The organism is Thermomonospora umbrina, assembly GCF_003386555.1.
Classification (GTDB): domain Bacteria; phylum Actinomycetota; class Actinomycetes; order Streptosporangiales; family Streptosporangiaceae; genus Thermomonospora; species Thermomonospora umbrina.
In genome coordinates this window covers 4,188,496-4,202,172 of the sequence record NZ_QTTT01000001.1, presented here as the reverse complement: position 1 = coordinate 4,202,172, position 13,677 = coordinate 4,188,496, and the positions used below count along the sequence as shown (strand labels likewise).

Below are 13,677 nucleotides of genomic sequence, written 5' to 3'. Positions count from 1 at the left end.
CATGCTGATCGGAGACATGCGCGAGGGCCGGTGACGGCGCGAATGGAGACGATCGCCGATCGGTTGCGCGGGGCGCGCCGACGCCGATTCGTCGGACGAAAGGACGAGCTGCGGACCTTCCGCAGGGCTTTGGGGGCCGCAATTCCCCCCTTCGCGGTGATGCACGTTCATGGGCCCGGCGGCGTCGGGAAGACCGCGCTGCTGGACGCCCTGGCGGCGGTCGCCGAGGAGCAGGACGCCGCCCCCGTCCTCCTGGACGCGCGGTCGGCGGACACCTCGCGGACGGCGCTGTGCGCGGCGGCGGTGTGGCCGGAGCCCGTCACGGGACGGCGGGTCCTGTTGCTGGACTCCTACGAGCGGCTCGCGGCGATGGACGACTGGGTGCGGGAGGAGTTCCTGCCCGCGCTGCCCGCCGGGACCCTCGTGGTGATCGCCGGCCGCGAGCCGCCGCGGCCGGACTGGGTCTCCGACCCCGGATGGCGGGAGCTGCTGCGCGCGGTGCCGCTCGCCAACCTCCCCCCGGACGAGGGCGCCGCCCTGCTCCGCGCCGAGAACGTGCCCGACCGGCTGCACGGACAGGTGCTCGCGGCGACCCATGGCCATCCGCTGGCGCTGGCGCTGCTCGCCGACGTCCTGGCGCAGCGCGAGAACGCCGGCGACCTGTCGGACATCGGGCTGGGCGACGCGCCCGACGTGGTGCGGCTGCTGCTCGACCGCTTCCTGGAGGAGGTGCCGAGCCCCCGCCATCGGCGCGCTCTGGACGTGTGCGCGCTGGCGCTGGTCACCACGGAGGAGATGCTGCGCGCGGTGCTCGACGAGGACGACGACGCCGCCGGGCTGTTCGCCTGGTTGCGGCGGCTGTCGTTCGTCGACGAACGCCCCGACGGGCTGCGCCCGCACGACCTGGCCCGCGGGGTGCTCGACACCGACCTGCGCTGGCGCGACCGCGGCGTGCACCGCCTGCTGTTCGAACGGGTCCGCAGACATCTGGCGGCCCGGCTCCGGGGCTGTTCCGGTGCCGTCATGCCGCAGATCATCACCGAGCTGGCCTTTCTCAAGCGGGTGAACCCGGCGCTGCGCGATCCGACCGTCTGGCCGAGCATGACCGCCCATCGGGCCGACGAGACGCGCGCGGACGACCGGGCGGCTCTGGTGGCGATGACGGAACGGTACGAGGGGCCCGAGTCGGCGCGATTGGCGGCGTTCTGGATGGAACGTCAGCCCTCGGCGTTCGTCGTCGCCCGCGACGCCGACGGGGTGCCGGCCGGCTACGCCTGTCAACTCCGCCTCGACCTGGCCTCCCCCGAGGACCTGGAGGTCGATCCCGGTGCCGGCGCGATGTGGGCGTACGTGCGTCGACACGGCCCGACGGTGCCCGGAGAGGCGGTGGTCGCGCATCGCTTCTTCGTGGACCGGGAGGAGTATCAGAGCCCCGTGTGCGCCACCGGGGTCGTGATCGTCGAGTTCCTCCGGCGGCGGCTGACGAGTTCCTCGCTGAGCTGGGACCTGATCGGGGCGTACCGCGGTCTCCACGCGCGTCAGGGGGTGTTCTGCCACACCGGTTACCACCGCGCCGAGGAGGCCGACTTCGAGGTGGCGGGGCTGCGCCATCCCGTGTACGCCCGCGATTTCCGGCCCGACGGGCTCGCCGGCTGGTTGACCCTGATGGCCGAGGGCGAGATGTTCGGCGCGCCCCCGTCCGACGCCTCCCCTCTGGTGACGCCCCCGTCCCGAACGGACTTCGCCTCCTCGGTGCGCCGGGCCCTCCGCGACCTGCACCGACCCGAGGCCCTGACGCACAATCCCCTGAACGCCGCCCGAGCGGTGCGGTCCCACGAAGGCGGCCTGGCCGGCCTCCTCCACGAGGCCGCCACCGCTCTGGGCGCCGACCCTCGAGGACTGAAGGCGTACCGCGCCGTGGACCGCACCTACCTTCGACCCGCCCCCACGCAGGAACGGGCGGCGGAGCTGCTCGGGCTGCCGTTCAGCACCTATCGACGCCACCTGCGAACGGGGGTGGACCGCATCGTCGAGACCCTCTGGCAACGGGAGCTGTACGGAAGTCGGGTTCGGTCGTGACGGGCGCGGGGGGTCACAGGTACTGCCCCAGGATGTCCGTGATGAGGGCTTCGGTGGGGGCCTTGCCGATGCCCAGGTCGGTGAGGGGGCCGGTGCCATTCTCCTGTTCGAGGAGGCCGAGCAGGATGTGCTCGGTGCCGATGTAGTTGTGGCCGAGCCGTAGGGCCTCCCGGTAGGTCAGCTCCAGGGCCTTCCGCGCCGAGGGCCCGTAGGGGATCGGGTCCGGGATGGGCTCGGTGGGGGCGGGGAGGCCGTCGCTCACCGCACGGCGGACGGCCTCCAGGGCGACACCCTGGTCGACGATCACCTTGGCGGCGATCCCCTCCGTCTCCCTGATGAGCCCGAGCAGGAGGTGTCCGGGGAGGACCTCGGGGTTGCCCGCCGTCAGGGCCTCGGCCTGCGCCGCCGTGGTGACGGCGTTCTTGGCGCGCACGGTGAAGCGCGCGAGCGCCTGCTCGGGGTCGATGTCGGCGGGACCCGGCTTGAAGACGAAGCGCTTCTGGGCTGCCTGCTTGGTGACACCCATGCTGTTGCCGATGTCGGTCCAGGACGCGCCGGAACGACGCGCCTGGTCGACGAAGTGTCCGATGAGGTGATCGGCGACGTCACCGAGGTGCTCGGCGGCGAGCACCGCGTCGCTGAGCTGGTCGAGGACGTCGGTGTGGACCTGCTTGATGGACTCGATCATGTCGTCGAGTCGTACCTGATGCGCCATGGGTCAACCATAGGTTGACGATTCCGGGATCGTCAACCCATGGTTGACCGTGTGCCTCCCGCCGATAGACGGCGGATCTCAGCGATAGATGGCGGGTTCCCAGCTGTAGTTGGCGGGTTTTCCCAGCGATAGGTGGCGGGCCGCAGGTCAGCGGTCCACTGAGCGCGTTGGTGGGGTGTAGTTCAGCGGTTGGGCTGGTCATCGCAAGGTTCGATCGGTCCGGCTTTGCTTGGTCGCCGGACCGAGGTGCAGGCGATAACGGCCGAGGCGTCCGCTGAGAGAAAGATCATGTGGGTCCACCCGCCGTCGCTCGTGTCGATGCGGCCGAGGCGTAGAGGCGTATCTCCGAGATCTGTGAGGATGTCGACGGTTTCGTCGAGGGCCATCGTCGGCGTGGCCCGCTTAACCGTGAGCCGACGTCGTCGACTGTAGGTGGTCGCGAGTTGCGAAGCTGGCACGAGACCGTCCCAGATGGCGAAGGCTCCACCGGCCGAGAGCGCCTCGCTGGCAGCGTGAAATCGCTGACCGTGCGCGTCGAGCATGGCGAGAAGTCCGGTTCTCGTGGAGCGGTCGTGCGGCGGGATCATTCCTTGGCCGCGGGGCGGTAGGTCGCGTTGGCGGCTTCATGCGCCGCAAGTTCCTCGGGGGTGCCGACGAAGGCTGGCCCGCAGCCGGGTGGGAGATGTTCCAGGATCATGGAGATCGCTTCGTCGGCGGTCCAGGCGGGGCCGACGGATTGGATGCGGAGCGGGCCGGAGATCCAGTAGCCGCCGTTGGCGGTGGGCTGAATATAGGGGATGTCCCAGGTCCACCTCTTGCCGGTGCAGCGGCTGAAGTGGAGTTCGCCCATGCCGGTCCAGGGGAACAGCTGTCGGAGCCGCGGCTCGGCGTAGGCGGCGTCGATGAGTTCCTCGCGGACGCGGCCGTCCTCGCGGACTTCTCGCCATCCGGCTTCAACCAGGTCCTGCCATGTCGGAACGGCGGTCATGGCGACATTTTGCCGCAGGGCGTCGGTGAAGCCGGCTCCGCCCCGTTCTTCTGGCTTGGCGGGCCTGGTCGGTTTCCCGCGGGGGCGGCGGGTCGCTTTGAGGGCCGTCCAGTGCGCGCTATATCCGTCTTTGAAAGCGGCGGAGCAGAAAGGGAGGTTGCGGCGGACCAGTTCGGTGGCCGGGGTGCGTTGCGCGGCGGAGGTCATCGTGAAGATGAGTTCTTCGATGCGGGTGTGGTCGGGGTGCTGGAGGAGCTGATCCGCGATGGCGATGACGGTGGCGCAGGCCAGGACTCCCGAGGGCGGAATATCGCTCAGCGGCCGACGTTCGGGCTTGTCGCTGCCGGGGGCGGTCATCTGGGTCCGCGGGTTGCAGGTCTCGACGTGCTGGTCCATGAGCTCGTTCATGAGGGCTGGGCGGTCGAGATTCCGCGCGAGGGGCCATGTCTGCGTGATCAGGATCATCAGGAGTCGCAGGTCGGCGAGGTAGCGTTCGGGTTCGCCGGGTCGGCCGAACACGATAGGCAGGTCTGGGCTGTCCGCGAGCAGGATGTTCAGCAATCGGCGTTGGAGGGCCAGAAGGCCTTCTCTGAGGGATGGGTCAATGATCTGAGCGGGTGTTGAGTCGAGCCGGAACCCGCAGCAGGGCCTGCTGTTGCGGCTGTCGCGGTCAGCGTCGGGATCTGAGCTGCGGCACTGCGCCGGGTGGAGGACCTCGCCGGGTCGGTGGACCAGCCCCACTCCTCCGGGGAGAGTGTTGTCGCACTGCGGGCAGCGGTTGCTGAGCAGGCATTCGTGGTCGGGGCAGGCGAAGACGAACGGGATTCTCCAGGTCCGTTTCCAGGCGCCGCCATGGGCGAGCTGGATGGGGTCGCTGTTTCCGGCGAGGCAACTCGGGCAGAATCGGGCGTCACGGGTCAAGATCCATCGAACGTAGGGGATGCCGGAGGAACTGCGTAGGCCGGTCCAGTTGTAGGCTCTCCCGCTCTGGAACTTCAGGTCTAGCGGGATGTAGCGGTGGCCGAGGCTGCCGAGAGGCATCGCTCTGGCTTCGATCTCGGTCAGTCGGCAGATGAAAGCGAACTGTCTGAGCGCGGCGTCGGTGAGGCGGAGCAGAGGCTTGTTGGGGAGCAGGCCCGATGCGTTGGCCAGGCCGGTTGCGCGGGCGAGGATAGCGGGAGATTGATCCAGGCGGTGAGACAGCCTCAGGAGGTAGCCGGGGATCGTTTCGTCGGGCAACGGGACGAGGCTTCTGGGCAGCGGCCGAGGCTCGGGCTTCGATCGCATCCCCGATCGCGGTCTGGGCGGGATCCGGGGCGGGGGAGGCAGTTCGATCATGGCCATAGAACGTCAGGTCCCGGTCTCGGCTTCTGGGGCGTCGTCACCGGGTTCGGGATGGCCGTGATCGTCAAAGGAGGAGTTGCGGGGTTTGCGGGGTTTCTTCGGCTGGCGAGGTGGGATCTCGGGGATCTCGCCCGCCGCAGGGTCTTTGGCTTGGAGGTTGCCCAGGCTGATGGTGATGGTGTCCAGAAGCCGGATGCTGAGCTGCTCCTCGCCGCTCTTCATCGCGGCGGTGCAGCCGTCTTCGAGGAGCCGTTCCAGCAGCCCGACGATGCCGTTGGTGCGACGGAACAGGTATTCGGGCATGTCGCCGTCGGTGAGCATGCCGGGGGCCGCTTGGAGGAGCCGGAGTTGGTCTTCGATGCCGGCCAGGTGGGTGACCCAGGCGTCGATTTGGTCGCCGGTGTTGTAGCGGAACGGTTCGAGGCTGATCAGGTCGAAGCGGCGTTCGGTCTGGCCTGCGGCGGCGTCGTTGTAGCTGCGGCCGCGCGTGGTGATGGGCGGGAACACCCACTGGCCGGTCGCGGCGTCGAAGTGGCCCTCGCGCAGCAGCCCCGATGAAGGAATGCCGACCCCGATGAGGACGAGCGTCACTGACATGCTCATCAGGCTCCGGATAAGGTCCAGAACGTCTTGGTCGGCTTCGCGGTGCATCTTCAACCGGGTGATGTCGTCCAGAGCGAGGACTCGGGTGCCGTGCGCGCGCAGGGCGTCCCGGACGGCCTTGATCAGGCGCGGCAGGCTCATCCCGACGTAACGCTCACCGTAGAAATCCAAGATCGCCTGGCAGGTGCTTTTGGGGGTAGCGGTCACGGGGGTTTGGATGTAGGCGACCGGGACGTGCAGGTCGCGGCAACCGGCGATCGCATCGGGGTTGAGCATCTGGTGCAGTGCCCGCCAGTCGTCCTCGAACGCGGCGAGCGCCTCGCAGATCGTCTCGGTTTTGCCCTGGTAGGCGCCGCCGGTCAGCATGATGCCCGCGAAGGTTGATGGCCGTTGCTTGAGCGCGTTCCCGGTCACCCTGTTGATCACGAAGTCGGAGACCGCGGCGCTCATCGGGGTCTCCTGGATGGCGAGGTTCGCGTGGGTGGCTCGCCGGTGCAGGTCGATCAGCCTCCGCTGTCGCGGTGTCCGCGTCCGGTATTGCTCCAAGGTGAGGCGGGGCGCGGGCGTGAACCGGTTGCGGCTCTCCCGCCATGTCGTCCAGCCCTCCACCGTCTCCCGGTCCGGGGGCGCTCCGAACCTCAAGAAGGGCACCAAGCCATCGTCGTCGGTCATGCGGAACTCCCTTCCTCATGACCCTGAGCAGCGTCATCGGGACTGCTGCCCAGATCGTCGGTATCGTCCAGGTCACCGGGGAGGATCGAGAACATGCCGCGTCGACGGATCGCGTCACCCAGTCGCGGCGGAGGAACGATCTGCCTGCCGTCCATCGCCTGTTCGCGGCGGCGCCGGCGTTCGGCATCCACCGCGTCAACGCTCTGCCGAGCCCGGCTCCGCATTGGCACCGGCTCGTTCGCCGCGGCGGGCTGGGGTCGATCGGTCGTGGCGGCCTTGCCCTGTCGGTTCTCGCGGGCGTGGCCGGTCTTCTGCGTCTTGGTCAACTGGGTCGGCCAGGAGTCGACCGGGACGAGCCCGCCGAGCAGTTCCAGCAGCACGGGGAGCAGCTCGGCGTCCGTTTTGGGAGTGAGTCCGCGTTCCCGGACCAGATGCATGAGCTCCTTCACCCGGGCGTCCCCGAATGAGGGGATCTCGCCTTTCTCCGGAAGGCCTGTCCAGCGCAGCTGATGCCACTCGCCGCTGTCGGGGTCCTGGAAGTAGGTGAATCGCCGGTCTCGGGGATCCCAGTGCACCCGCCACCGGCCCTTGCGGGCGCCGCCCCGCGCTGGGACCGTCCCGACCAGATCATCCAGGACCGGGCCGTGATACCAGAGCCGGGAGACCTTCGCCCCGCGCCGGGGGTCGATCTTCGAGACGTTCCGGGAGGGCAGCAACTCGTAGAACAGATCCGGGGACGGGATCGCCATCGCGAACCCGCCCTGCACCAATGACGCGGCGAACAAAGTGTTCGGGCTGTGCCGCCCGCCCGGATCCCATGCGGGCGCGCTCTCGCCCAGCACCCGGTTCTGCCAGACCTTGACGATCCACTTGGCCAGCAGCTGCTCCATCCGATCAATCGTGATCACCGCGTCACCCTCGACATCCGCGCCGCGGTCGGAGACGTCCACCCCCTTGTAACCGGGTAGCAGGTCCAGCAGCAGCGACCGGATCGAGCCGAATGCCCGCTCGACCGCCTGCTTGTCTGTGGGCCGCAGCACCCGGCAGGGCAACACATTCGCGCCGATCACCCGCTGAACATCAACCAGCCGGTGGTTCTTGTAGACGGCCCCGTGATCGGTCGTCACCGTCTCCGGCGTGAAGAACGGCAGCGCGGCCACTCGATGCCCGGCGAACTCCGCGACCACCGCCTCGGGGATCCCCGGGTAGGGCCACTGCATGTCCTCGCCCCAGCCCTCCCGCATTGGCAACGGCATCATCACATCCCGCAGCAGCATCGCCACGTCCACTGAGGTGTCGGAGACCAGCGTCAGCCGGAAGGCGACCAGCGAATGCGTGTAGACGTCCAACGCCAACGTCAACATCACCGAGACCGGCTCCCCGAACACGTCCTCCCGCACCATCACCGGTAGTTCGGTCGTGTCCAGAGCCACCACCTGGCCTGGCCGGTGCACCACCACCCTCTCCGTGCTCACCGTTCGGCGGCCCGCCGAACGCTCATAACGCTGCCGTGACCCGCCGGGCCCGAACCACTCCCGCCAGACCAGCCGCAACGTCTCCGCACTCGGAACCACCACGTCCGGCCCGAACCGTTCCCGCACGTACTGGTGGATCAGCCTCTCCTTGTCCCGCATGCTCAACCGCGACCGATGCAGCGCCTCCTCACGAACCGCGTAGAGCGCCTCACGAATCGGTTCGGAGATACTCCACCGCCCGTTTGAGCGGCGCGTCCAAGCCCCGCTCGCGCAACCCAGCGGCCCGATCAGCTGGCAGCGGGAAGCCCACCGCTCCAACGTCCGGTAACTAACTCTCGCCAGCCCGAGCATCCTCGCCTCGTCCAGATCAAGAGCCGCCAACTCGGCGACCTTCGCGAATCTCCGCTGTGTGACCGTCGTGCGTACCGGGTCGAAAGCCGCGCGCGGCTCGCCGGGCAGCGAGAGCATCGCCGTGCCCCTGCGATAACCGGACTCGGTCTCCATCAGATGCGCGTAGCGCAGATGCACGATCTCGATCTGCCGGTCGGTCAGGTCGTCCCATCCCAGATCCTGACCGCTCGAAGAACGGACCACACGGGGCCGTGACCAGCTTCCCGGCCGCGCCATCAAGTCTCTGAACTTCACCGCCATCTGCTCGTCGACGAGCCGAAGCTGCACCCGTCCCAGATGCGGCTCGACGGCCTCGACCGTCCACTCCACTCCGTCCACGACCAGCACGGCGTCGGGCGCCAGCTCGATGAGACCGTTCACGACTCCTGCCCTCCGCCCGCCGGCCAGACCGCCGACGAGTCCGTCAACGGCCGGGCAAGATCGACCCCCAGACGGCGATGCCAGAGCAGATGCAGCAGATGCGCACGAGCCACCGCGGGCAGTGCCGTCCGTGCAACCAACGCCGCCAACGTCCGCGCGCCACCGGCCGCAGCCTCCTCCAGAAGCGCCGCTTGAACACCCAGAACGTCCCGCAACGGCCGCCGCTGCGACGACAACGTATCGATCGTCGTCACCGTATTCGGCTTCCAGCCCGTCACCAGGACATACCGCCAACCGCAGGCCAAAGCCGCTTCCGCCGCCGCGGCGAACTTGACCAGATCCTCATCCCGAACCCGGCCAGCCGGACGCACGTCGATCAGGTCGACCCCTTGCCGCGAAACCGCCAGAAAGTCGGGCGTGTGCTCGGCCGGACCCATTCCGCGCGTCGTGAAGCGTAGGCAGAACGGCTGCGGCAGCACGTCAACGAGCTCACCGGCGAAGTCCAATGCCAGCAGCACCCGCTGCTCGGCGATGCTCTCGAACCCATGATGGCGGCGCGTGCTGACGAGATACGCCAGCCCCGGACGATGCCGCTGCCGCGTACTCCACGTGAACGACCTGACCGGCCTCGTCCCCGCCGGAACCGACGCCGCCAGATCACGAACCGGAATGTGAACGTCCGCACCGGCGGTCTTCCACCTCGCCCACCAGCGCCCGGTCCAGCCGTCCGCAAGGTCCAGAAGCCGACGCCCCCCATCCCCCAACACGACGTCACACGACAGCAGACTCGTCCAGCCACACCGGTCAGACCGGATAAGCGGGACATCGCGGAACCCTGCGGCAACACCCACGCCCATGTCGTAACACACAGCGTCACAGAACAAGCCGTTTCCGCGACAGCGGGCATAGCGCCCGCCAACTATCCCTGGGAAACCCCGCCATCTATCGCTGGGAACCTACGAACGCTCCCTGGTGGCACGTGCGCTATCCCGCCATCTACCGCTGGGAGGCACAGACCGCTCCTCAGGAGCGCTGATCGACTTCGTCGACGATGGCGACCTTGAGGATGGCCCAGGACGAGAGCACCTCGCCCGGCTTGAATCCCCCGAAACCGCTCCTCCGCGTCATGGCCGTGTCCTCGGTGAGGACTCCTCGCGTGCCCCGCAGTTCGTAGGTCCGCTCGTCCAGGATCAGTTCCTCGCGCATGCCACGCTCGGTCCGCCCGATGCCGATCCCCTTGCGTCCGGCCAGGTCCACGACATCCCGGGTCACGGTGACACCGGGAATCGTCGCCGCCGCGCGGAACATCGCCGCCAGCATCGCGGGTGACAGGTAATTGCCCCTGAGCATGTCCCCCACCTTGGTGAACGCCGCGCCGTCGCGAGAGTTGCCGCCCTGCGCCTCGCGGTAGATCCAATCCCGCATCCGCCGGGCGTCGGTGGGCACGTTGGGGCGATAGGCCGGGACGCCTTCACACCCGGTGGGCGGACGGTTCACGTCCTTCACGACGTCCGAGTAGCCCCTCAGCTCAGGGTCTTGGTCGCACAGCCAGCGCGCCCGGTCGCCGCTCTCCCTGAGCAGCCCGGCGCGCTTGCCGCTGACCGACAACCACTCGTTCCGTCCGATCATCGGGCCCCGCTTGGCCGTGAACTTCCGCGTGACGCTGTCGGCCGAGAGCTCGAGGCGGGAGCCCTTCGACTCCCAGTAGATGAACTGATCGGGGCGGGGCCTGACGTCCGGGCGGGCGGCGGCGGCCTCGGCGGCGCGGACGAGGACCACCCTGGCGTCGTCCAAGGCGGCCGACGGCGGGCCGTCGGGGCGCGGCGCGGTTGCGTCGCCGGGAACGATCACGGCGGCCGCGACGGCTCCGGCGAGACCGGTGGCGACCAGTCCACCGACGACGAGGCGTCGGGGACGTCGGACACGGCCGTCCATCTCGGCCATCAGATGCGCCCGCCGCGCGTCGAGACGCCCGGCCGGCATCTCCCGCGCGGGGGGCGGGAACAGGTCCTTCACGGTGTGTCCTCCAGGGGAAGCGTGGTCGACATTTCGCCCTTTCTGTGTCCGGACGTCCGGCCGGGTTCCTGCTCCCGGAGCCGTTCGCGGGCCCTGGCGAGACGGGAGCGGACGGTCCCGACGGCAACGCCCAGAGCCTCGGCGGCCTCGGCGTAGCCGAGTCCCTCCCAGACGCACAGCGCCAAGACCTCCTGGTCACGACGTGGCAGCCTGCGGATCGTCGCCATCACCCGACGCATCCTGCGCTCGGCGTCCAGCCGTTCGGCCGCGTCGTCGGCACCGTCGGAGGGATCGGGCGGGCGGGGCAGCCGGTCGAGCGCGGCACGGTGCCGGCGCAGCGACCGGCGATGGTTGTGGACGACATGGGTGGCGACGCCGTACAGCCAGGGCAGCATGGAGTCGCCCTCCATGCGGACGTGCGCCCGCCGCCGCCAGGTCTCCAGGAAGACCACCGAGGTCAGGTCCTCGGCGGCCGACCAGTCCGCCGTACGGCGGAAGCAGTAGTTGTAGATGGCGCGCGAGTGACGGTCGAACAGCGTCCCGAAGGCCGTCCGGTCACCGTCCCGCGCGCGATGCCACAACTCCGCGTCCGTGGGAGTTTGCAGGGTCATACCCCGTCCGTGTCCGCAGGAGCCGCGCAGTTCCCAGAAACGGATCACCCAAGACCCAAGACCCGACCGCAACCCCGCAGGGGTGTTGCCCGGTCCCTCAGACGAGCCACCCGAACCACCCAAGACCCGACCGCAACCCGACGGGGGTTTAGCCCGGCCCTCCAGACGGGCGGTCGGATCGCCAAGACCCGACCGCGACCCCGCAGGGGTTTAGCCCGGTCCCTCAGACGAGCCACCCGAACCACCCAAGACCCGACCGTAACCCGGCGGGGGTTTTGCCCGGTCCTTCAGGCGGGCGGCCCGGAGCGCCAGCGCAGGGCCGCCCGCCTGAAGATCTCAAGACCGGGCGCGGGGGGTGTGGGGGGTCGCCCCCCCCACACGAAAACACGTCAGGCGCGGGGGGCGTGGGGGTCGCCCCCCCACACGAGAACCCCCCTAGTGCGCTCGGCGGAGGACGTAGGGCTGGATGATGCCGAGGCCGCGGGCGGGGCGGCGGACGATGCGGGTGATCGTGTAGTCGTCCGCCTTCTCCAGTTGGGCGGCCAGTTCGGCGTCGATGACCACCGAGCCGGGGCGGGCGATGGAGGTGAGGCGGGCGGCGAGGTTGACCGTGGTGCCGAAGACGTCGCCGCGCATCGGCAGGACGGGGCCGTAGGCGACGCCGACGCGGACGTCGGGCATCTCGGTCTCGTCCTTGATCGCCTCGGCCATGCTGAGGGCGATCTCGCCGCCGAGTTCGGGGCCGTCGGCGCTGAAGAGCACCTCGTCGCCGAGGGTCTTGACCAGCCGGCCCCCGTTGGAGGCCACCACGTCGGCGGCCGTCTCCTCGAAGCGTTCGACGACGCGGGCCAGCTCGGGCTCGTCCAGCTCGCGGCTCATCGCGGTGAACGACACCATGTCGGCGAAGCCCACGGTGGCCATGGTCCGGGCCGGGACCGACTCGTCCTGCACGGTGGCGACGGCCATGGCGCGGGTGCCCGCCGCCGCGAGCTGCCGTCGCCAGGCGTGGACGACGAGTCGCTCGAAGTCGTCGAAGTGCCGTTCGGCCATGGCGACGAGCTGGCCGACCATCTCCGCGCTCGGCGGGTCCGGGGAGTCGGCGGTGAACATGCTGGTGAGCAGGTCGACCTGCCACTCGGCGAGCCGTGTCATCGTCTGGCCGAACGCGCGCACCAGCCGGATGACGCCGTCCTCGTCGAGCACGCCGTCGTCCATGAGCTTGCGGATGCGGCACAAGGCCTCGATGTCGCCCTGGGTGAACGCCACCTGGTCGTCGCCCATGTGCGGATAGCCGAGGGCGCGCCAGATGCGCTGGGAGAACTCCTTGGTCACCCCGCCGAGCTCGACCGCGTCCACCCGGGTGTACCGCAGCTCACCGCCGAGGAGCAGCTCCTCGACCTCCTTGGGGCCCGGCACGGCCCCCCTATCGTCGCTCGGGGACGCCATCGGTCAGCCCCTCCCAACCCGTAAGGCCCATGCTGCATATCGTGACAGAAATGAGGCCGGACCGGCGGTCCGGTGACCAAACGTTCCGGATCCGGTCATCGGACGTGGATGACGTCACCCGCGCCCACCGCCTGCGCCCCTTCCGGCGTGTCGACGACCAGGCAGCCCGTCGCATCGACATCGGAGGCGGTGCCGGTGAGGAGCCGGTCGCCGGGGAGCATGACCCGGACCCGCCGTCCGAGGGTGGCGCACAGGTCCTTGTACGCGGTGCGCAGGCCGCTGGTCTCCGGGTCGCCCAGCAGGGCCGTCCATTCCCGGTACCAGGTCTGCAGCTCCCGGAGGGCGGCGCGCAGCAGGGCCTCCCGGTCCTGGAAGGCGGCGTTCTCGATGGCCAGGGACGTCGCCGTCGGCACGGGGAGCTCGTCGGGATGCAGGCCCACGTTGAGGCCGATGCCGACGATCACGGCGTCGTCCACCTTCTCGGCGAGGATCCCGGCCAGCTTCCGTTCGCCGACGAGGAGGTCGTTGGGCCACTTGAGGCGGACGTCCAGGCCGTGGCCGTCGCCGGGCCCGTCGTAGTCGCCCGCCGCGGCCCGGCCGGTGATGCGGCGCAGGGCGGTGGCGACGGACAGGCCGGTGAGCAGCGGCAGCCAGCCCAGCGCCGCCGGGTCCACCGCGGGCCGCAGCAGCACGGAGAACATCAGCCCCGAACGCGGCGGCGCCGTCCAGGCACGGCCGAGCCTGCCCCGGCCGGCCGTCTGCGCCTCGGCGACGAGGACGCGCCCCTCCGCCGCGCCGGCCCGGGCGGCCTCGGCCAGGTCGGCGTTGGTGGAGCCGGTCTCGCGGACGACCTCCACCCCCGACCACAGCGTCTCCGGCCGTACGAGCAGGCGGTTGAGCGCCCGCTCGTTCAGCGGCGGGCGGCTCAGGTCGGTGAAGGGCGACTCGCTCACCGGG

The 13,677-nt window shown here is 69.7% G+C and carries 10 protein-coding genes and 1 pseudogene; 1 reads left to right on the top strand and 10 read right to left on the bottom strand.

The genetic code is table 11. From position 1 onward, the window contains the following. Nucleotides 1–42 precede the first annotated feature (42 nt). Nucleotides 43–2,079: an AAA family ATPase gene (locus tag DFJ69_RS18780; RefSeq protein ID WP_116023799.1), complete on the top strand. Its 2,037-nt coding sequence runs from the start codon at nucleotides 43–45 to the stop codon at nucleotides 2,077–2,079. A 94-nt stretch (nucleotides 2,080–2,173) separates the two neighbouring features. Here the strand turns inward: DFJ69_RS18780 and DFJ69_RS36605 are convergent. The 10 genes and pseudogenes from DFJ69_RS36605 to DFJ69_RS18730 form a co-directional block, all read right to left on the bottom strand. Then, nucleotides 2,174–2,605 (bottom strand): annotated as a pseudogene (locus tag DFJ69_RS36605) (Clp protease N-terminal domain-containing protein); the annotation flags it as partial. Nucleotides 2,606–2,976: 371 nt separating this feature from the next. Then, a complete protein-coding gene (locus tag DFJ69_RS18770; RefSeq protein WP_116026734.1) occupies nucleotides 2,977–3,336 on the bottom strand; it encodes a hypothetical protein in 360 nt (119 codons plus the stop codon). Between the two features lie 41 nt (nucleotides 3,337–3,377). After that, a complete protein-coding gene (locus DFJ69_RS18765; RefSeq protein ID WP_281275871.1) occupies nucleotides 3,378–5,069 on the bottom strand; it encodes a DUF6193 family natural product biosynthesis protein in 1,692 nt (563 codons plus the stop codon). 63 nt (nucleotides 5,070–5,132) lie between these two features. Beyond that, a complete protein-coding gene (locus DFJ69_RS18760; RefSeq protein ID WP_245974450.1) occupies nucleotides 5,133–6,179 on the bottom strand; it encodes an AAA family ATPase in 1,047 nt (348 codons plus the stop codon). 218 nt (nucleotides 6,180–6,397) lie between these two features. After that, the gene (locus tag DFJ69_RS18755) at nucleotides 6,398–8,647 is read right to left on the bottom strand and encodes a transposase (RefSeq protein WP_116023795.1); all 2,250 of its coding nucleotides are present in this window, start codon (nucleotides 8,645–8,647) and stop codon (nucleotides 6,398–6,400) included. Continuing rightward, the gene (locus tag DFJ69_RS18750) at nucleotides 8,644–9,504 is read right to left on the bottom strand and encodes a TnsA-like heteromeric transposase endonuclease subunit (RefSeq protein WP_116026733.1); all 861 of its coding nucleotides are present in this window, start codon (nucleotides 9,502–9,504) and stop codon (nucleotides 8,644–8,646) included. The genes DFJ69_RS18755 and DFJ69_RS18750 overlap by 4 nt, the downstream gene beginning before the upstream one ends. A gap of 166 nt (nucleotides 9,505–9,670) precedes the next feature. Continuing rightward, entirely contained in the window at nucleotides 9,671–10,663 is a 993-nt protein-coding gene (locus tag DFJ69_RS18745) for a CU044_5270 family protein (RefSeq protein WP_116023794.1), read from the bottom strand. Continuing rightward, nucleotides 10,660–11,274: an RNA polymerase sigma factor gene (locus DFJ69_RS18740; protein WP_116023793.1), complete on the bottom strand. Its 615-nt coding sequence runs from the start codon at nucleotides 11,272–11,274 to the stop codon at nucleotides 10,660–10,662. Before DFJ69_RS18740 ends, DFJ69_RS18745 begins: the two co-directional genes overlap by 4 nt. 435 nt (nucleotides 11,275–11,709) lie before the next feature. Further along, complete coding sequence (locus tag DFJ69_RS18735) at nucleotides 11,710–12,720, bottom strand: adenylate/guanylate cyclase domain-containing protein (protein ID WP_116023792.1); 1,011 nt, start codon at nucleotides 12,718–12,720, stop codon at nucleotides 11,710–11,712. Nucleotides 12,721–12,815: 95 nt separating this feature from the next. Next, nucleotides 12,816–13,673 carry a biotin--[acetyl-CoA-carboxylase] ligase gene (locus DFJ69_RS18730; protein ID WP_116023791.1) on the bottom strand — a complete coding sequence of 286 codons (858 nt, stop codon included), beginning with the start codon at nucleotides 13,671–13,673 and terminating at the stop codon, nucleotides 12,816–12,818. Nucleotides 13,674–13,677: the final 4 nt, after the last annotated feature.

Coding starts and splice junctions, on each gene's coding strand:
- DFJ69_RS18780 (WP_116023799.1), top strand. CDS start 43: ATGGAGACGATCGCCGATCGGTTGCGCGGGGCGCGCCGACGCCGATTC.
- DFJ69_RS18770 (WP_116026734.1), bottom strand. CDS start 3,336: ATGCTCGACGCGCACGGTCAGCGATTTCACGCTGCCAGCGAGGCGCTC.
- DFJ69_RS18765 (WP_281275871.1), bottom strand. CDS start 5,069: ATGCGATCGAAGCCCGAGCCTCGGCCGCTGCCCAGAAGCCTCGTCCCG.
- DFJ69_RS18760 (WP_245974450.1), bottom strand. CDS start 6,179: ATGAGCGCCGCGGTCTCCGACTTCGTGATCAACAGGGTGACCGGGAAC.
- DFJ69_RS18750 (WP_116026733.1), bottom strand. CDS start 9,504: ATGGGCGTGGGTGTTGCCGCAGGGTTCCGCGATGTCCCGCTTATCCGG.
- DFJ69_RS18740 (WP_116023793.1), bottom strand. CDS start 11,274: ATGACCCTGCAAACTCCCACGGACGCGGAGTTGTGGCATCGCGCGCGG.
- DFJ69_RS18735 (WP_116023792.1), bottom strand. CDS start 12,720: ATGGCGTCCCCGAGCGACGATAGGGGGGCCGTGCCGGGCCCCAAGGAG.